This is a genomic window from Paraburkholderia podalyriae, assembly GCF_014397785.1.
In the GTDB taxonomy this organism is placed as follows: domain Bacteria; phylum Pseudomonadota; class Gammaproteobacteria; order Burkholderiales; family Burkholderiaceae; genus Paraburkholderia; species Paraburkholderia podalyriae.
Map to the genome: position 1 here is coordinate 226,959 of NZ_VZQQ01000002.1, position 18,784 is coordinate 245,742.

At 67.6% G+C, this 18,784-nt stretch carries 12 protein-coding genes; 2 read left to right on the forward strand and 10 right to left on the reverse strand.

From position 1 onward, the window contains the following. The 3 genes from F6X42_RS03250 to recC are packed head-to-tail and all read right to left on the reverse strand — an operon-like array spanning position 1 to position 9,238. On the reverse strand, positions 1-2,124 hold the full coding sequence (locus tag F6X42_RS03250) for an AAA family ATPase (RefSeq protein ID WP_187632824.1): 2,124 nt from the start codon (positions 2,122-2,124) through the stop codon (positions 1-3). Beyond that, complete coding sequence (recB, locus tag F6X42_RS03255; RefSeq protein ID WP_187632825.1) at positions 2,121-5,840, reverse strand: exodeoxyribonuclease V subunit beta; 3,720 nt, start codon at positions 5,838-5,840, stop codon at positions 2,121-2,123. The genes F6X42_RS03250 and recB overlap by 4 nt, the downstream gene beginning before the upstream one ends. After that, complete coding sequence (gene recC / locus F6X42_RS03260; protein WP_187632826.1) at positions 5,837-9,238, reverse strand: exodeoxyribonuclease V subunit gamma; 3,402 nt, start codon at positions 9,236-9,238, stop codon at positions 5,837-5,839. Before recC ends, recB begins: the two co-directional genes overlap by 4 nt. 213 nt (positions 9,239-9,451) lie before the next feature. On the opposite strand from recC, the gene F6X42_RS03265 reads away from it, so the two are divergent. After that, the gene (locus F6X42_RS03265) at positions 9,452-11,968 is read left to right on the forward strand and encodes an FUSC family protein (protein WP_187632827.1); all 2,517 of its coding nucleotides are present in this window, start codon (positions 9,452-9,454) and stop codon (positions 11,966-11,968) included. 19 nt (positions 11,969-11,987) lie between these two features. Here the strand turns inward: F6X42_RS03265 and F6X42_RS03270 are convergent, their stop codons facing one another. Both F6X42_RS03270 and F6X42_RS03275 read right to left on the reverse strand, forming a co-directional pair. Continuing rightward, complete coding sequence (locus F6X42_RS03270; RefSeq protein WP_187632828.1) at positions 11,988-12,197, reverse strand: hypothetical protein; 210 nt, start codon at positions 12,195-12,197, stop codon at positions 11,988-11,990. Between the two features lie 175 nt (positions 12,198-12,372). Next, positions 12,373-12,846, reverse strand: a complete 474-nt coding sequence (locus F6X42_RS03275; protein WP_187632829.1) for an Lrp/AsnC family transcriptional regulator — start codon at positions 12,844-12,846, stop codon at positions 12,373-12,375. A gap of 139 nt (positions 12,847-12,985) precedes the next feature. Here F6X42_RS03275 and F6X42_RS03280 point away from each other — a divergent pair, with 139 nt between their 5' ends. Next, positions 12,986-13,654, forward strand: coding sequence for a cysteine dioxygenase family protein (locus F6X42_RS03280; protein ID WP_187632830.1), 669 nt, complete (start codon positions 12,986-12,988; stop codon positions 13,652-13,654). A gap of 115 nt (positions 13,655-13,769) precedes the next feature. Here F6X42_RS03280 and F6X42_RS03285 read toward each other — a convergent pair whose 3' ends face one another. The 5 genes from F6X42_RS03285 to F6X42_RS03305 form a co-directional block, all read right to left on the reverse strand. Further along, positions 13,770-16,568: a mechanosensitive ion channel family protein gene (locus F6X42_RS03285; RefSeq protein ID WP_187632831.1), complete on the reverse strand. Its 2,799-nt coding sequence runs from the start codon at positions 16,566-16,568 to the stop codon at positions 13,770-13,772. A 117-nt stretch (positions 16,569-16,685) separates the two neighbouring features. Further along, positions 16,686-17,333: an NAD(P)-dependent oxidoreductase gene (locus F6X42_RS03290; protein ID WP_187632832.1), complete on the reverse strand. Its 648-nt coding sequence runs from the start codon at positions 17,331-17,333 to the stop codon at positions 16,686-16,688. Between the two features lie 181 nt (positions 17,334-17,514). After that, complete coding sequence (locus F6X42_RS03295; protein WP_187632833.1) at positions 17,515-17,970, reverse strand: Rrf2 family transcriptional regulator; 456 nt, start codon at positions 17,968-17,970, stop codon at positions 17,515-17,517. 93 nt (positions 17,971-18,063) lie between these two features. Then, positions 18,064-18,519, reverse strand: a complete 456-nt coding sequence (locus F6X42_RS03300) for a BCAL1086 family glycoprotein (RefSeq protein ID WP_187632834.1) — start codon at positions 18,517-18,519, stop codon at positions 18,064-18,066. 110 nt (positions 18,520-18,629) lie between these two features. Further along, positions 18,630-18,776 (reverse strand): hypothetical protein, encoded by a 147-nt coding sequence (locus F6X42_RS03305; RefSeq protein WP_187632955.1) that lies wholly within the window; start codon positions 18,774-18,776, stop codon positions 18,630-18,632. Between the last annotated feature and the right edge of the window lie 8 nt (positions 18,777-18,784).

An 18,784-nucleotide genomic window follows, 5' to 3' on the forward strand; every position in this document is an offset into this window, starting at 1 on the left:
TCAACGCGACGCATCCGCAATCCGCGCGGCCAGTCCCGAATCACGCTGCGACGGCGTCGCGATTGCCTGCGCGAGCACGGCCCGCGCGCCGATCACCTCGACGCGTTCGCGCGCGCGAGTAATCGCCGTGTATACGAGTTCACGCGACAAGACCCGGCTAAACGCCGACGGCAGCACCAGCACTGCGTGCTCGAACTCCGAACCTTGCGACTTGTGGACCGTCAGCGCGAACGCCGTGTCGTGCGGCGGCAGCGCGGCCGGCGACACCGCGCGCACACCGCCGTCGCCGGTGCAGAAGTAGACGCGCAGCGCGCCGCCCGCGCCCGGCAACGCAATGCCGATGTCACCGTTAAACAAACCCAGCGCGTAATCGTTGCGCGTGACCATCACCGGACGTCCGGCAAACCACTGCGCGCCGACCGCGAGCGTGACGCCCGCGGCGCGGCGCACCTGAGCCGCCATCGCGGCGTTCACCTGATCGACGCCGCGAGGTCCGAGCCGCGTCGCACACAGGATGCGAAAGCGATTTAGCGCGTCGAAAAGCGGCAATGGATCGGGCGTATCGACGGCGAGCGTCGCGGCAAGCGCGTCGGCGTACGACGCGAAGCCAGCGGCAAGTCTTGCGATGGTTCGCTCGGCCAGCGTCGTGTGCGCGTCCTCGTGCAGCGCCGCGGGACAGACTTCGGTCGGGTCGATCCGCAATACGTCGAGCGCCGCGCTCGGTGAGCCGTTGCGAATCGCGACCGACAAACGGCCGATCGGCGACTCGAGGCCGAACCGGTAGTTGCGCTCGAGCCAGACGACGCAGTCCGCTAGCGGATTACGTTCGTTTGCCGATCGCACATCGCGATGCGCCCGCTCGCCGGTGGCCGCTGTCGCGCCGCTGTCGAACAGATCGCCCGATGGAGATGGAGGTGGCTCGAATGTCTGCAGCGCGTCGGACGGCACAAAAAAATCGTCCGACGGCGCTTGTTCGACGTCACCCGACGCGCGCGGCAAAGCGCACGCGAGCCGCGCCTCGTCGATGTCGAGCGCCTGCGCGACCCGCCGCAATCCGCTCGCGCTCAGCGCCGGCCGCGCGCTGAGCTCGGCAAACACCGCGCCGGCCTCGACCGCGGCGAGCTGATCCTTGTCGCCGAGCATCACGAGCCGCGTTTGCGGCGCGATCGCGTCGAGCAGATGGGTCGCCATCGCGACGTCGATCATCGACGCCTCGTCGATCACGACCACGTCATACGGCAACGGATTGTCGCGATGACGCCGGAAGCGCCCGCCCGGCCCCGATCCCAGCAAGCGATGCAGCGTGTACGACGTCTGCGGCAAACGCGCGGCGAGTTCGGGCGGCAGATCGCCCGCGCGCGCGAGCAACGCTTCCTGCATCCGTTGCGCCGCCTTGCCGGTCGGCGCCGCGAGCGCAATGCGCAGATCGGCGCGCGCATCGAGCAGGCACGCGAGCACGCCGACCACGGTCGTGGTCTTGCCGGTGCCCGGCCCGCCGCTCACGATCGTGAGCCGCCCCGACAGTGCCATCACGGCCGCGACGCGCTGCCAGTCGACATCGTCGTCTCGCGGCGGCCCGAAGTAGCGCAGCAGACGTTCGCGCAAAGCGGCGGGGGCGGTGTCGACGTCGGCCTTCGCGGTGTTCGCCTCACCCGTCGCATGCGCGACCAGTGCATGCGCCAGACGCCGCTCGTAGTCGTAGTAGCGCGCGAGGTAGAGACGCCCCTGCGCGTCGATCACGAGCGGCCTCAATGCCGCCGCGGCCACCGCGGCCACCGCGCCCGCCGCGTTTGCCGCGTTTGCCGCGCCGTCGCTTGCCATGCCGCTCGCGATGAGCGCCGCGCGCACTTCGGCGCTCGACGCATCGAAGCGGCGCGCGAGCGTCGCGAGCGGCACGCACACGTGCCCTTCGGCGGTCGCGCGACTCGCCGCGAACGCGGCCCGCGCGGCCCACTTCACCACCTCGGTCGATGCGCCACCGCGCCGCGCGAGCATGCCGATGCGGCGCGCGAACCCTTCAGCGAGCGCGATGCTGAAATCGGCCGGCGCGGGCAGATTGACGCCGAGGTCTTCAAGCGCGAGCGACGTGGCCGCGCGCTGATCCAGCGTGCCGGGCGTGCTCATGCGCCACCTCCGATCATCGCCGCGTCGAGCAGCGCCACGAGTTCGAACGGCGCGCGCCGCCTATGCACGCCCGCGGCAGCGTCGGCATCGCGCCAGTCGGGCCGCACGCCTCGCACGAACAGATACAGATAGCCGCCGATATGCGTGTCGTACGCATAGTCGCGCACGCGCGTCTTCAGGTAGCGATGCAGCGCGACGGTATAAAGCAGCGCCTGCAGGTGATACGCGTGACTTGCCATCGCCGCTTCGAGCGGCGCGGCCGCGTAGTCGGCGGCAGTGTCGCCGAGATGGTTCGATTTCCAGTCGACGATCCAGAAGCGGCCGTCGTGCTCGACGATCATGTCGATAAATCCTTTGACGAACCCGCGCAGCATGCCAGGCTCCAGCGCGACGTCGGGGTAGCCGGATTCGCTCAGCAGCTCGCGCAACGCCGGAAAATCGAGCGACGGCGCCGCGAACAGAAACTCGAACTCGTTCAGGCGCCGACGCGGATCGAGCCGCGCGAGGGTCATGCCCGGCACGAGTTCCGTCGAGACGACGTCGGCGATCAGCCGATGCATCATCGCGGGCAAACGCGCGGCGAGTTCTGGCGCGGCCGGGGCCGGACGCTCGCGCAGCGCGCCGCGGATCGCCTCGGGCCACGTGCGCGCGTCGGTGAAATCGGCGAGTTCGAACATCCGATGCAGGCAATCGCCGGCCGCCGCGCCGCGCGGAAACTCGAGGATGTCGTCGTCGGCATGCGCGTGGAGGTTCGCCACGCCGGGCGGCGCGAGCGGCGGCGCGGACTCGAGCGCATCGGCGATTTCATCGTGATCGGGGCGCACATCGTCCTGCGGCGCGTGCGCGTGCGCCTCCCCGCTCCTGCCGCCGGCCGCGATCAGGCCGCTGAAACTCGCGATGCGCCACTGATCGCGCAACAGCCGCCGATTCGTGCGCGCGTACAGATGCGCGCCCTGATCCCGCAGACTTTCCAGCGGCACGCGGCGCGTCACTTGGGGCAGCGCCCGCAACGTAACCGGTCCACCCGCGAGCGCCTGCCAGCTCGCCGCGAGCGCGGCTTCGTCGGGCGGCTCGGCGAGCCATGTGTCGAACCGGTGGCCGCTGCCGCCGACGAGCCAGTTCAGCACGCTGCGACGCGACTCCTTCGTCGAGCGCGACGACAGATACGTGCCCGCGACCAGGTAGCAGCGATACACCGCGCGCGTGAGCGCCACATAGACGAGTCGCGCGCGTTCCGCGGCCTGCTCGCGCACCGCGTAACGCGACGCGCGCTCGGCTTGCTCTTCATCGCAACCGTAGTGCAGCACCGCGTCGCCGCTGTCATCGTGATACTCGCGCGCGTCGGGCAAGCCCGACGATGGCGGCTCGCGCAAGCCGCCATCGTTCAGAAACGGACAGAACACGACTGCGTATTCGAGTCCCTTCGATTTATGGACGGTGACGATCTGCACGAGATTGCGATCCGACTCGAGCCGCAGTTGCGCCTCTTCACCGCCGCCCTGCTCGCGCTGCGCGGCGAGCCAGCGCAAGGTCGGCGCGATGCCGGGCTGGGTGGCCGCGCGCGCCTGCACGAGCTCGGCGAGATGATTGACGTTGGTCAGCCGACGCTCGCCGTCGACACCCGCGACGAGCCGCTGCGCGAGGCGCAGCTCGCGCATCAGCGTGCGCCACATCACCGCGAAGCCGCGTTCGTGCCACAGCATCCGGTAGCGCGAAAAACGCTCGACCCAGCCCATCGCGTCGGCGGGATCGAGCGCTGGCGTCGATTCATCGACGGCCACAGGCGCATCGGCGACCTGCGTGAGACGCCACAGCGCGGCGGCGTCGAGCCCAAGCCAGTCGGTCGCGAGCGCGGCGCGCAGGCGGCGCAGATCGCCGGGCGTGTCGATGGCGGCCAGCACGCGCTCGATCTGCTCGGCGTCGAGCGTCGCGAACACCGACGCCTGCGCAAGCTCCACGCTGCCTACGCCCCACGCCGCGAGCACGCGTTTGACGAGGCTACCCTGCTTGTGCGTCTGCACGAGCACGGCGATATCGCCCGGTGCGAGCGGCTTGTCGCCGATCGTCACCACGCCTTCACGCGCGCCACGCAACAACCGCACGATCTCGGCCGCGCACGCTTCGCTCGCCGCGCGCTGCGCGTCGCGTTTGCTCAGCGTGGCCTCGCCTTGCGGCAACGTCCAGATGCGGAAATCGCCGCCGCTCGCGTCGGGATCGGCAAACGGCGCGCGGCGCCGCTCGCCGGCACGCACCGGCTGATAGTCGAGCCCGTCGAGCACGAACGCCTGGCGGTTCGCCTCGAAGATCCGGTTGCATGCGTCGACGATCGGCGCGGTCGAGCGCTGGTTGACCGCGAGCGTATAGCGCGCGGAGGCCGACTCGCGCGCCGCGAGATACGTGTGCAGATCCGCCGCGCGGAAACTGTAGATCGCCTGCTTCGGATCGCCGACGAGAAACAGCGGGCCGGCCGGCGCGAAGATGCGGCTGAAGATCGCGAATTGCAGCGGATCGGTGTCCTGGAACTCGTCGATCAGCGCGGCCGGATAGCGGCTGCGCAACGCATCGGCGAGCCAGGCATGCGCGGCCAGCGCGCGATACAGATTCGCGAGCAGATCGTCGAACGACACGACGCGGCGCGTGCGCTTGCGCGCCACCAACTCGGCCGGTGCGTAGCCGAGCCATGTCTGCACGAGCGCGAGCCAGCGCGCGCGCTGCGCGGCCTCGGCGGCGACCACGGCCGCAGCCAGCGCTTCGGCATGTTCGAAGAACGGATGCACGGGCGGCTCGAACTTGACCCTGGTCGCCTTCTTCAATGCCGAGGCCGTCAGCTTCAGCGCGGCGCGCGGCGGCGGCGCATGGCAGTCGCCGTGCGCGAAGTAGTCGGTCCACGCGGCGATCGCCGCGCTCACGTGATCGGGCTTGTGCGTGGTCTTGCTCAGCCGCTCCTGTGCCTCGGCCAGTAGCGCGACGATCGCGTCGCGTTCGGCCCGCCAGATCGCGCACACGACATCGAAGCCGGCCTGCGGATCGGCGCTTGCGCCGTCCGCGTCGACGCCGCCCCAGCGCAATTGCGCGAGCGGTTTTTTCAGGCGTCGCGCCAATTGCTCGTCGAGCGATGCGGGACCGGCCCGCCTCGCCACCAGCCACGCGGCGAACGCCGGATGCGCATGCGCGACCGGCTCGACCTGCTCGCGCCAGAAATCGGCGGCGAGTTCGAAACGCAGTGCCGCGTCGTCGGCTTCCATCTCGAACGCAAACGGCATCGCGGCGGCGAACGGCGCTTCCTGCAACGCGCGCTGACAGAATGCGTGGATTGTGTGAATCGCGGCCTGATCGAACGTGCGCAGCGCGCGGCGCACGACTTTCAACGCGGCTTCGCGCTCGATGCCGTTCTCGGGCGCGAGCGTCGTTTCGAATAGCCGGCGGATGAACGGATCGTTGCCGTCGTCGTCCATCTCGATCGCGCGATGCAGTTCCGCGAGACGGCCGCGAATGCGCTCATGCAGCTCCGCGGTCGCGGCCTTCGTGAACGTAACGACGAGAATCTGATCCGCGTTCAGGTTCTTTTCGAGCAGCAGCCGCACGTACAGCGCGCAGATGTTCCACGTCTTGCCGGTGCCCGCCGACGCTTCGATCTGGTTCACACCGCCGAGCGGGCATGCGAACACGTCGAGTTCGTCGGCGACCAGACTTTGATGGCGCAGCGCGTCGCTCATGAGGCGCTCCGCAAATGCTGGATCAGTGGCTTGAAGACGATCGCGGCGAGGCTGCCGAACGGTTCGTCGAGCGTAAGCGGTGTGCCGCGCAGCGCGATGCGCAACGCGGGGTCGTCCGATTCGCCGCGCACGCGGTCGTTGATCCACACGCCCTGCGCCGCCGATTCGCTTTCGCTGACCCTCGCCCATGCGCTTTTCGGGAAGAAACGCAGCGGCAGCCGTCGGCCGGCACTGAAGAGCGCAGCCAACGGCGCGAGTTCGTCGAGCGGAGCCGCGACGGGCGCGAGCTCGAAGCTCTCGCCGCTGCCATGCCATACGGTGCGGCGCGGACCGTCCGGCTGCGCCGCGCAATAGACCAGATGGGCGAGCCACGCAGACAGATAGTCGCGCGCGCTGGCTTTGGCATAACGAAAGATCACTTGTCCCGTTCCGGTCAGCAGGTTCAACGTGCCGCGCAATTCCAGCGGCGTTTCGGCGGACTCGCGCAGCAGCGCGTCGTAGTCGCCGAACAGGGTGACGGTGCTATCGATGCCGTCGCCGCCCCGCGGCCAGCGCGGCGCGACGTCGAGCACGAACGGCAAACGCTCGACGCCGGCGGCCACTTCGCGTCGAACGCGTTGCGCCAACTGCCGCAGCGCGGACAGTTCGCGCGCGCGCCACACCGCGCCAGTCGCGCCGCCGGGCAACTCGGGGCTCGCCTCGGCGACGCGTTGCACGCGGCTGAACATCGCGTCGTCCGCGGAGTCGGCGTCGAGCAGCACCGGCAGCAGCCGTTCGGCGAGCGCGTCGCGGCCCGCGTAGTCGAGATCGAACGGCTCGGTATCGAGCAACTCGCCCTGCGCATCCGACAACGCGATACCGAGCCGGTCGCGCAGCAGCGCGCGCGCCGGATGACGCCAGAAGCGCACGAAGTCGTCGAGCTCGATCTCGTGCGCGTCTTCCGGCGCCAGCGGCTGGTCGAAGAACGGCGCGGCGGCGGCATGGTGGGGTTCGGCGAGCAGCGTGGCCAGCTCGGCGCGATCGGCGTCGTAGGTGAACAGGTCGGGCTGCGCCGAGAAGTAGTCCGACGCGAACGCCTGCAACGGATGCTCGACGATGAACTCGCGCCGCGCGCTGTCGACCTCGGCCGGACTCGCGTCCTTGCCCGCCGACACCTGCGCGAGATGATCGAGCAGTTCGTCGACGAGAGCGGCCGGCGGCAGCGGCGCGTTATCGCGAATGCTGCGTCCGGCGTAGGCGATGAAGAGCCGCTCGCGCGCGGCGAGCAGCAGATCGAGGAACAGATTGCGCTCGTCGTCGCGGCGCTGACGATCGCCGGCCTTGCCGAACACGGCCATCAGATCGAACTCGTCGGCACGCGCGAGCGACGGCAGCACGCCGTCGTCCATGCCGAGCAGGCAGACGACGCGGAACGGCAAACCACGCAAGCTCGTCAGCGAAGAAAACGTCACGCTGCCCCAGGGCACACCGCCGCGCGCGGGGTCGTCGAGCGCTTCGGTAAGCGCGGTGCGCACCACCGACGCCGGCAGCAATACATGCTGCGCGCCGGCCTGCATCGCGGCGCTCATTGCGTCCAGCGCGTCGCGCACGGCCGCGAGCGAATCGGCGAACTCGACGCCGCCGTCGAAGCACTGTCCGAGCGTTTCGAGCAGCTGCTGCGACCAGTCGGCCGGCGTGCGCTCGATCGCGCAGCTCGCCGCGAAGCTCTCGATGTCGTCGACGAAACGCGACAGACGGCCGAGCAATTCGGCGCCCGAACCGTCCGCGCCCTCGACCGGCAGCCACGCATCGACCGGCTCGCCACCGGCCGGCATCGCATAGCCGAGGTAGAGGCGCGTCAGCGCATCGGCGAACGTATGACGCGCGACCGGCACGTGCTCGCCAACCGGTTCGAGCGGCGCCAGCCCACGCCGCGCGCCGGCCGCCGCGAGCCATTCCTGCGCGGCTTCGAGCGAATTCGCATCGATGCCGTAACGCACCGCGACCGCATCGACGCGCAGCCATTCGACCAGATCCGGCGCGCCGACGCTGCGCTCCGGCAGCGCGAGCCAGTCGAGCAGCAGACGCGCGACCGGATTGGCCTGCGACGGCGGCAAGCCGGTGATCCGATACGGAATGCGGCGCGTGTCGCCGGCGGGAGTCGTGCCGAACACCGCGTCGATCAGCGGACCGGCCGCCGCGAGATCGGACACGGCGACCAGCACGTCGGACGGCTGCAGATCGTCGAACTCGTCGAACCAGCCGAGCAGGCGGTCGTGCAGCACTTCCAGCTGCCGCGACAGGCTATGGCAGACATGCACCTCAATACCGCGCTCGATGGGCAACGCGTCGGCATCGGCTTCATCGCGCAGATCGAGGATGCCGTTCTGCACGGCGGCGAGCCAGCTCGGCTCGGGGTTTTCGGTGAAATCGCCAGTCTCGGCGGATGCGGCGCTTTCGGTCAGCTCGTGCAGCATATGCAACTGCGCCTGAGTCTGCCGTCCCCATTCGGCGAGCAGCGGATGACCGACTTCCTGATAGTCGAGCTGCCCCGCCGCGTCGAGTGCCTGCACGCGCCCTTCGCTCACGACGTCGAACCAGAACTCGCGGCATGGGTTCATCACGTACAGACGCACGTCGATCCAGCGCGACAGTGCGCGCAACAACGCAATATGCAGCGGCGGCATGGTCGGCAGCGCGAACACGCTGACCGCCTCGGGCCATTGCGCGTTCGAGATTGCCTCGAGATCGAGCGCGTCGATTTCATCGAGGAACCGGTACGCGGGCGGCAGCGCGGCCGCGGACGTTTGCGCGTGAGCGCCGGCTTGCGCGAGCTCCGCGAGCACCGCACGCCACAGCGCCGCCTGCCAGCGCTCGTCCTCGCGCGCCGCGTCGCTCGCGCCGGTGAGACGCGGACCGGTGTCGTCCGCCGCGCCACTCGCGAAGATCGAGCCGCCCTTCTGCCATTGCAGCAGCCATTCAGGGCGATAGGTCAGATAGTGATCGAGCACGGTCGCGACCCGCCGCGCGAGTTCGTAGCGCATCGACGCGTCGGCGGCATCGAGATAGGTGCGCAGACGCGGCGACGCGTTCCACGGTGGCGCCTGGTCCGCCTGATCCCCATTCTCCAGCAGCCGATAGCAGCGCCACACGAGCCGGTCAGGCGCGAACGGCGAATGCTTCGGCACCTCGATCACGCCGCCGATCTGCGCCCACAGCCATTGCGCGAGATAACAAAAGTTAACATTCGCGCAGATACCTTGGCGCGCGGCGATATCGAGCTCGAGCCGCCGGCGCACGGCCGCGCTCGGCACGATCACGGGCCGCGCGGTCCACGGGTCGGACGGTGCTTGCGCGAGGTCGCCGAGCAGCGCGCCGACCAGCGTTTCGTAGCGGTTCGAGTAGAAGAGCTGAAGCATGGATTCCAGATGACATTTGGCACGCGGATGGTCCGCGAGCGATGCGCGCAAGCCACCGCGAACATTGAAGCGACAGCATAACAAACCCGTCCCCCGGGCATAACCTGGCCGAATGGATGAGGTCAGAACGCGCGCAAAATCAGTTAGACTCGACGGCAGTTTCGCGCTGTCTTTCCAACTGCGGTTTTCTCGGTGAATGGATTCAGGTAGTCGATGCGCTATTCGGTCGAAATAAGAAAATTCCTTTATAGCCAGTATTTTTATGGCGGCCTGCGCATCGCGGTCGGCGTGTCGTTACCGGCCATCCTGTGCCTGCTCGTGTTCCACGATCGCGAGCTTGGCTTCACGATTGCGACCGGCGCGCTCGGCGCCTGCGTCGTCGACATGCCGGGCCCGCTCAAGTACAAGCACAACGAGATGCTGGCCTGCTCGGTGATCGGCTTTCTGTCCGCGCTCGCCACCGGCCTCGCCACCGTCAATCCGATCGCGCTCTGGTGCACGGTCGTGCCGCTCACGTTCGTGCTGTCGCTGATCGTCGTGTACGGCAACCGCTGGCCGCAGATCAGCTTCGCGACGCTGTTCATGATGATCATGACGCTGGAGGAGCACTTCACGCCGCTGCAGGCGCTCGTCAACGCGTCGTGGATTCTGCTCGGCGGTCTCTGGTACACGTACTGGTCGACCTTCGTGAGCCGCTGGATGATGCATCGGATCGAGCAACAGGCGCTCGCCGAAAGCGTGTTCGCGTGCGCGGACTATCTGCTCGCGCGCGCCGCGTTCTACGATCTCGACAACGATCTCGACGAGTGTTATCGCAACCTCGTCGACAAGCAGATCTCCGCGGTCGAGCGTCAGGACGCCGCGCGCGACATCGTGCTGCGCAATCTCCCCAGGTTCAAGCGCGGCAAGCTCGAACCACGCCGCGCGATGCTGTACAACCTGTTCATCAATACCGTCGATCTGCACGAGTCGTTCGTCGGCGCGCAAACCGATTACACGCTCGTGCGCAGCACGTTCGGCGGCTCGGATCTGCTGGTGTTCTATCGCGATCTGATCCGCAAGGCGGCGGAAGATCTCGAGGAGATCGGCCTCGCGGTGCTGCAGAACCAGGCGCCGCGCAAGCGCGTGAACGTGAAAGCCGAATTGCGCGCGATCGAGTATGAAATCGAGCTGATGCGCAAGCAGGAACTGCCGACGCAGAACCCCGAGGCGTATTCGGCGGTGTCGTCGAATTTCCGCCGCATCTGGAGCGCCACGCGGCTGATCGACAAGATGCGCCGAAGCCTCGCCGCCGAACCGAGCCCGACCGAAACCGAACTGCGCATCGACCAGGCGCTGAGCCGCTTCGTGTCGAGCCGGCGCGTGCCGTTCGGACAAATCTTCTCGAATCTGACGATGGCCTCGCCGAGCTTTCGCCACGCGTTGCGCGTGACGATCGCGGTCGCCGTGGGCTTCTGGCTCGGCCGTCTGTTGCCGCTCACGAACGCGTACTGGATCGTGATGACCACCGTGATCATCCTGAAACCCGGCTACTCGCTGACCAAGCAGCGCAACGGGCAGCGGATCATCGGCACGCTGATCGGCTGCGCGGCGAGTATCGCGCTGATCATCTTCGTGAAGGAGCCGCACATCCTGATGGTCGTGATGTTCGCGTCGATGGTGATGAGCTACAGCCTTCTGCTGTTCAACTACGCGGCGAGCGTCGTGTTTACGTCGTCGTATGTGCTGCTGCTGTTCCATCTGCTCGCGCCGGGCAGCATGCGCATCATCGGCGAGCGCGCGATCGACACCGTGGTCGGTTGCGCGATCGCGATCGCGGCGAGTCATCTGTTCCCGTACTGGGAGTACCGCTTGATGGGCAAGCTCGTCAACAACATGATCAGCGCGACGCGGCAGTATCTCGAAGCGAGCTGGTGGTGGAGCGGCAAGCCCGCCGCGGCGGTGGTCGCGACCGTGACCGAGGCGGGCGCGCGTGCGCCGGCGGCGGCGATGGCAGACCCGGCGCTCGGCTTTGGCGGGCCGGCGTTTGCTGTCGCTGGAGTCGAAGCTGAAGTGGATGGCGGCGTCGGTGCGCGCGGCGCTGGGCGCGCCAGCCTGGCACAGCAGCTCGCCGACGCTAGCGACAAGGCGAACCCAGGCAACGCCACCCATGACACCGCCACGATCCGCAATGCGACCGCGCGCCCGGCAAGCGGTGCATCGGCCGCTGCCGCCGTGGCGGCCACCGCGCTCGACCGCGACTACCGCTATCGCCTCGCGCGCAAGAACGTCCACGTGGCGTTCGCGAATCTCGGCCAGGCGTTCCAGCGGATGATGCTCGAACCGAAGTCCGCGCAAAAGTTCGTGCCGGAGCTGAACGGTCTGCTGGTGCGCAGCCACGTGCTCGCGTCGCAGATCACGGCCGCCGCGCCGCTGTTGCGCACCTCCGCGCAACAGCAGCAACAGGTCGAGGACATCTCGCTACAGCCGCTGCAACGCGCGTTGAGCCTCGTGCGCGACAACCTGCGCGCCGCCGAAGCCGGCACCGCGTTGCCGGCCGAGCAAGGCGAGCAGATCAAGCTGATGAGTCGCGAGCTCGATGCGATGGTCGTCAAAACGGAGAAATCGCCGGACTATACGGCCGATGCCGTGCACGACACGAAGCTGCTCGCGCATCAATGCAAGCAGATGCTCGCGGCGTCCGCGCAGATTCGCAAAGACGCGAGCATGATCCGGCTGCCGGAGCAATGAAGCGGCAAGTGCGCTGCGGTTATTGCGCGACGCCGCTCGCCGGTTTGATCGCGTTGGCCGCCGCGGCCGCCTGCGAAGCCAACGACGGCACCTGCGGACTCTCGCTGTCGAACTCGTGCTTTTCGCGGATCGCGTTGTAGATCAACGTGGCGATCACGAGCAGTATCGCCACCACGATAAAGACGGCGATGCCAAAGGTCGGGTTCTTCCTGCGCGGCGGTTTGTTCATGAAGCGGGCTCGGTTCGCGAAGCAGTCGCGGATGGGTCGGGAAGGCGGCATTCTACGCCGACGGGGCTTGCACGCGGCTTGCAGACGAGCGGAGCGAGTGACACGGTTGACGGTGGCGTGCCCGCTTTAGAGGCAGCAAGCAGCGCACCGGGTGTCCATCGATCGTCCGCGACTATCAGGTCACCGCCGAAGAGCGCACTGGCAACGCCGTCGAATACTTGATCTGCTCCATAGCAAAGCTCGAACTGACGTCGTACAGCGGCACGGCCGTGATCAGCTGCTTGTAGATCCGGTCGTAGTCGTCGATATCGGAGACCACCACGCGCAGCAGATAGTCGGTCTCGCCGCTCATCCGGTAGACCTCGACCACTTCCGGAATGTCGCGCACCGCTTGCGTGAACGCGGCGGCCCACGCCTCCGTGTGCTGATTGGTACGCACCGCCACGAACACCGTGGTACCGACGCCGAGCTTGCGGGCGTCGCACAGCGCCACCTGCGCGCGAATCACGCCCGCCTCCTTCAGGCGCTGCAGCCGCTTCCAGCAAGGCGTCTGTGACAGGTTCACGCGCTGCGCGAGTTCGGCGATCGGCATCGTCGCGTCTACCTGCAGCAGTTCGAGCAGCTTCCGATCGATGATATCCATAGCCATACCACCACCCCTTTATAGGAAATTATTCTACTTTTCTGACAGTCGGGGGAATTATATGGAAACTCTTTCTCCGGCCATACCGGTATAAATATCGATACCGAAAATTGCCGACCAGCAGCGCACACGCTGCATCAAAACCATGAGCGACGACCTTCGCGCCACCGCTTTCGAGCATCTTCCCGACTACCTGAAGTCGCGGCCGGCCCCGGCCCGACCAGAAGCCGCCGCGTTGCCGCCGCACACGCTGGGCGAGATCGGGCGCACGCCGCTCGAGCGGCTGTGCGACACACTGGACGCAATGTTCGAAAGCTGCGCGAAATTCCCGGAACCGTCGCATTCGACGTTCTTCGCACGCATCATGCGGCTCGCGCTCGCCGAGGCGGCCGCCGACCCGTCGCTGCTCGCACCGATGCAACGCGAAGGTGCCGCCGGCAGCTATCGGCGCCACCTGCTCGTCGCCGATCCGCAAGGCCGCTACGCGATTGCCGCGCTGGTCTGGCAGCCCGGCCAGGCGAGCCCGGTGCACGCGCATCACACGTGGTGCGGTTACGCGGTGGTCGAAGGCAAGCTGAGCGAAACGATCTTCGAATGGGACGACGTGCGGCAATGCGCGAGCACGCTGCGCGCCCTGGCGCGCAAACGCGGCGCGGTGTCGTTCGTGCGCAGCGGCCGTGCTGCGATTCATCGGCTCGGCAACTGCAGCGATGCGCCGGCCGTGTCGCTACATATCTATGGCGTCGAAGGCGCGCGGATCGGCACTCACGTGAACGACATCGTGCGCGTGACCGACGCGGCGGAGCTGGTTTGACGCTTGCACGTCACGACGTGACGTGATCGCGCGATTACGCCGTTACCCGATTACGCAGTCACGCGAACAACCAGGCACGTGGCCGTCGTCGCACGGCCCTCAACAAACGCCCGCGTCAACTCTTCCCACTCACGTCACCCGCCGTAGGAATCTGCGGCGGAATCGACGCGGTCTGTCCGGTCGAGGGTGGCGCCGGACGCGGTTCGTGCGATACGTCGCGCGCAGGCGCAAGCGGCACATGTGCCGATGCGCGCGCCGACGGCCCAGCAACGCCCACTTCATACTCAGCCTCGCGCCGATACTCGTGCGCCGCGTCGTGGGCTCTTTCGTGCGTGGGTTCATGCGCCCTTTGATGGGCTTTGGCGTGGCCGCCGTCCCGCGCCCGCTGATGCGCATCGCCATGCGCGTGCCTGCTGTCATCGGCAACGGCCTCCACAGGCGCGACGAAGCCGGTCATCTCATCGTCGCGCAACGGCTCGCCTTCGCTATCCTTCGACGACGTGTACACCCGCATCTGCGCGACCGGAATCTCGATGCCCGCCTCGTCCATCTTGCGCTTGAGCCGCAGGTTGAACGCGCGCGCGACGCTCCATTGCTGCAGCGGCCGCGTCTTGATCTGCCCTTTGACGACCATCCAGTTCGGATCGAAGCGGTCGAGCCCCCACACCTCGATCGGCCCGAGCATCTCGCGCCGGTAGCGGAAATCGGCCATCAGCTCCGCGCCGACTTCGCGGATCAGCTGCGTGATCTCGTCGACATCGGTCGAGAACGACATGCGCACCTCGAACACCGCATACGCGAAATCGCGCGACAGGTTCTTCACGATCTTGATCTGCGAGAACGGAATCGCGTGGATCGCGCCCTGCCCGTCGCGCAGCCGCACGGTGCGAATCGACAGATGCTCGACCGTACCCGCATGCCCGCCATCGACGTCGATCCAGTCTCCGACCGAGATCGTGTCCTCGATGATGATGAAGAGCCCGGTGATCAGGTCGGTCACCAGCGACTGCGCGCCGAAGCCGATCGCCAGACCGATCACGCCCGCGCCCGCCAGCAGCGGCGTCACGTTGATGCCGAGGTTCGCCGCGGTGACGATGCTCGCGATCGTCATGATCGTCACCAGCAACACGTTGCGCACGAGCGGCAGCATCGTACGCGCGCGCATGCTCGGGCTGCGCCCCTTGTTGCGCGGACCGCCCGGATTGAGCGCCTCGGTGATCGCGGTGTCGACCAGAATCCACAGCAGCCATGCGATAAACAGGGTCGCGACGATGGCCGTCATCGCATGCGCGATGCCGCGCGCGGCGACGTTCTCCTCGATCACCGCGACCAGCGACACGCCCCACAGACGCGCCGCGAATTCGAAGAAAAACAGCCAGATGAACAGCGTCAGCAGCGTGCCGCAAAAGCGCAGCAGCCGCGTCAGGTACGGCGAGCGGCGCCGCGCGCGGGCGCTGCGCGGCCGCGTCATGCGCAGCACGATCGCCGACAGGAAGAACGCCAGCACCAGCAACAACGCGGTGACGATCGAGATCTGCAGCACGTTTTCGCTGGAGCCGGAGCCGCCGAACGTCGCGACCACCGACGCGGTCGCGAGCACCAGCACCGGCACGTGCCACAGCGCGGCGAGCACGTCGAACGCATCGGTCGCGGCCTTGTGGTCGTTGCGCTGCTCGTATGGCCGGTTGCGGATCAGGTGCGCGACCGGGCGGCGGAACGCGAGCGCGAAATAACCGGTCAGCACGGCGGCCGTCATGTTGGCCGCGGTCGAAAGAAGCGCGGCGAGGTTCGTGCCGAGCTGATGCTCGACGTCGTAATTGACGGCCGCGTCGCCGAGCGCGCCGCACACGCCGATCACGAACAGCACGCGGCGCGCGTGATCGATCAGCAGACGCACCGCGATGCGCCGGTGGCCCGAGCCGAACAGCGAAAACATGATCAGACAGATCGCGGAAAACACCGCGCCCGCGACGATCGCATACGCGACCACCATGCCGAGCGTGCGGCCGAGCGCATCGGGCATCGCGCGCATGAACAGCAGCGCCGCGATGAACGCGATGATCCACGGACCGACGCGGCGCAGCGCGAAGATCACCAGCTCGAGCGTGGTGGGATTGGGCCGCAGCACCAGCTCGATGCCGAAGCGCCGGTACAGCCGCTGCTGCAGGTAGATCAGCGCGCCGGCACAGGCGCCCCAGCCCGCTAGCATCGCCAGCATTGCCAACAGAATCGTGCCGAAGCCCTCGCGTCCCTGGCCCGAGACGATCGTGTACAGCTCGTTGCCGGCCGCGGTCACGCGCCCGCTCCAGTAGCGCACCGGCGTGCGCCCCTGATGCACGTCGGATTCGAACGACGCGATGCCCGACGCGATTGCGCCGAGCAGGCCCGGGCTAGGCTGCGCGGGCGCGGCCGGGCCAACGGTTTGCGCGGCGTTTCGCGACACGTCGCGCAGCCTTTTCAACTGGGTGACTAGCGCGCTGCGCTGGCGGTCGTTGTCGAGCGTGGCGATCACGCTGTCGAGCGAGTGCGCGAGTTCCGCCTGGCTTGCGGGCGACGGCGCCGACGCCGCCTCGGCCGCCGAGGCACCCGATGCCGCGGACGCGGGCGTCGTGTTCACCGTCGCACTGTTGATCAGGCTCTGCAACGCCGGGATCACCGGCGTGCCGCCGCCGACCGAGGGACCCGCTGCTTGCGCGATGCGCGGCAGCGCGCCGAGGCAAAGAATCAGCGCGGCGCACAGCAGCGCGGCGAACCAGCCACCGGCGCATGCGCTCGCGCGTGGGCGGACGTCGCCGCTGGAAGTGTCGCGAGCGGTGGGTTCGGTGGAGAGACGGGTGGCGGTGAGAATCGCCGGCTGCTGCGCGCCGCCAGACGGCGCAGCCTCGGACTCACACCATGACGGGCATAACTGCATGGCAATCCGTAAGAAAACGGCAGACGCCAGTGTAGCCGCAGTTTTGCCCAGCGCCGCCGAACATGCGTAACCGAATGTTAGTACGCTTGCGCGGCCGGCGAATTCGTACGCCAGCGGTCAGTACGCGACCGTCGCGATCTGGCGGATGAAGCGGCCCTGCTCCAGTTCGTCGACGAATGCGATCGCGTAGTCTTCGGCCGAAATGCGGCTATTGCCGTCCGCGTCCGCGATCAGCGTGTTCGCGCCCGTGCGGAACTTGCCGGTGCGCTCGCCCGGCGCGATCAGCGCGGCCGGCGCAAAGAACGTCCAGTCGAGATCGGTCACGCCGCGGTAATAGTCGAACGCGTCGCGGTGCGCGAGCGCGATGCCCTTGTACGCGTCCGGAAATCCGTCGGTTTCGACCAGTTGCTTGCCCGGCGCGACTTCGAGCGAGCCTGCGCCGCCCACGACGACGACGCGCTTCAGCCCGGCCGCGCGCACACCTTCGACCAGCGCGCGCGTGGCGTGCGTCAGCGGGGCGAGATCGCCTTGCGGCGGCGCATACGCGCTTGCGACGACGTCGTGACCGCGCACCGCCGCGCCGACACTCGCGGCGTCGAGCAGATCGGCCCGCGACGCATGCAGGTTCGCGACACCGGCCGGCACGCGCGCCGGATCGCGCACGAGTGCCGTCACCTGATGTCCGCGACGCGCCGCTTCCGCGGCAATCCGCGAACCGATCATGCCGGTCGCGCCAAACAAGGCGATCTTCAGTTGCTTGCTCATATCAGCGTACTCCTCAGGTTGTCCTATATGTAACTATAACAGTTACATATAACGAGAAAAAAAGCGGGGCGTGCACCCCGTTGGCTTATCAGGCACGCGGCCGGGATCATGCGATACGCGCACCGCGACACTGAGCTTCTATCGTTCACTACCGTCGCGTCTGGCGCGCGAACGCACGCTCTCAAGCACGACGCTTGCGCTTGCGCTCGCGCTGCTTCTCGGAGCGCACGACGTCGGCGGTCGCATCGGCGAGCGTGCGCGCGGCCAGCGCCGCCTCCATCGCCTGCTGCGCTTCGTCGATGATGTCGCGCAGCACGCTCTGGATATTGCGCCCCACCATGCAGGCGGAATTCGGCTCCTCGCGATGCAACGCGAGCAATTGCGCGTCTTCCACCGCGCGATAGACGTCGAGCAGCGTGATCTGTTCCGGCCGCCGCGCGAGCAGCGCGCCGCCACCGGCGCCCATCTGCGACGTGGTGAGGCCGGCGTCGGACAGCATGGCCAGAAGCCGGCGAATGAGCGCGGGATTCGTGTTCACGCTGCCCGCAATCATCTCTGACGACAGCGGCACGCCGCCCTGCAGCGACAACAGCGCGAGCACATGCACGGCAAAGGCAAACCGGCTACTCGTGTTCACAGCAGATCCGTCCCGCAACGACAATGTGTAACCATCGTAATTACATTTATTCCTGAAGTCAAACCGGGAAAACCGGATCTAACGGCGCGTGGCTCATTTGTCCATCTGCTTCTGCGCGTCGGCGGAATCGGACGACGAAGCCGACGAGCCCGCATTCTGCGCCGACCACGCCTGCAGCTTGCGCCCCGCCGTTTCGAGGCCCTGGCCCGTGATCGACGCGGCCTTGCCGAGCTGCGCGTTGGCCGCGCTCGCCGCGTTCTGCAGGTTGGCCTGCGCGCTCGACGCGAGCGCGGCCGGATCGATCCTGATCGACGGCGCGGAGGCCGATTCGAGGTTCTGCTGTGCGGCGTCCTTGGTCGCGTCGACCTGCTGGCCGACGTAGCTCGCGGCCTGATCGAGCTTCTGACCGGCAACCTGCGCGGCGTCATTGAGCTTGCCCGCGACCTGGCCGGCCGACGCGTCGTTCTTCTGACACGCGGCCAGCGCGCCGAACACGAGGACCACGACCGCCGCGCGGCGCAATAACGATGAGGAAAGGGATGAAATCATGGATCAGGAAGGAGCCGCGCCAGGCGGCTCGCGCATGCGAAGAGGTGCCCATGATACCGCCGTTGCGCCGCTCGGCCGCTTCAACTCGCCCCGGCGAGGCGGTCGCGGTTCTACAACGTCACCAGGCCAAAGCCATGCACGAGCGCCGCATGAACGATCACGCCGTGCGGATCGGCAGCCGCAAGAGCCGCGCTGTCCTGCGTGAGATGCTCGATATTGCCTGCGGCGGCCTTTTCCGCAAGCAAACGCGGCGGCATGATTCGTC

Excerpts from the sequence above, each read along its gene's own strand:
- F6X42_RS03250 (WP_187632824.1), bottom strand. The coding sequence starts at position 2,124 with ATGAGCACGCCCGGCACGCTGGATCAGCGCGCGGCCACGTCGCTCGCG.
- recB (WP_187632825.1), bottom strand. The coding sequence starts at position 5,840 with ATGAGCGACGCGCTGCGCCATCAAAGTCTGGTCGCCGACGAACTCGAC.
- recC (WP_187632826.1), bottom strand. The coding sequence starts at position 9,238 with ATGCTTCAGCTCTTCTACTCGAACCGCTACGAAACGCTGGTCGGCGCG.
- F6X42_RS03265 (WP_187632827.1), top strand. The coding sequence starts at position 9,452 with ATGCGCTATTCGGTCGAAATAAGAAAATTCCTTTATAGCCAGTATTTT.
- F6X42_RS03270 (WP_187632828.1), bottom strand. The coding sequence starts at position 12,197 with ATGAACAAACCGCCGCGCAGGAAGAACCCGACCTTTGGCATCGCCGTC.
- F6X42_RS03275 (WP_187632829.1), bottom strand. The coding sequence starts at position 12,846 with ATGGCTATGGATATCATCGATCGGAAGCTGCTCGAACTGCTGCAGGTA.
- F6X42_RS03280 (WP_187632830.1), top strand. The coding sequence starts at position 12,986 with ATGAGCGACGACCTTCGCGCCACCGCTTTCGAGCATCTTCCCGACTAC.
- F6X42_RS03285 (WP_187632831.1), bottom strand. The coding sequence starts at position 16,568 with ATGCAGTTATGCCCGTCATGGTGTGAGTCCGAGGCTGCGCCGTCTGGC.
- F6X42_RS03290 (WP_187632832.1), bottom strand. The coding sequence starts at position 17,333 with ATGAGCAAGCAACTGAAGATCGCCTTGTTTGGCGCGACCGGCATGATC.
- F6X42_RS03300 (WP_187632834.1), bottom strand. The coding sequence starts at position 18,519 with ATGATTTCATCCCTTTCCTCATCGTTATTGCGCCGCGCGGCGGTCGTG.
- F6X42_RS03305 (WP_187632955.1), bottom strand. The coding sequence starts at position 18,776 with ATGCCGCCGCGTTTGCTTGCGGAAAAGGCCGCCGCAGGCAATATCGAG.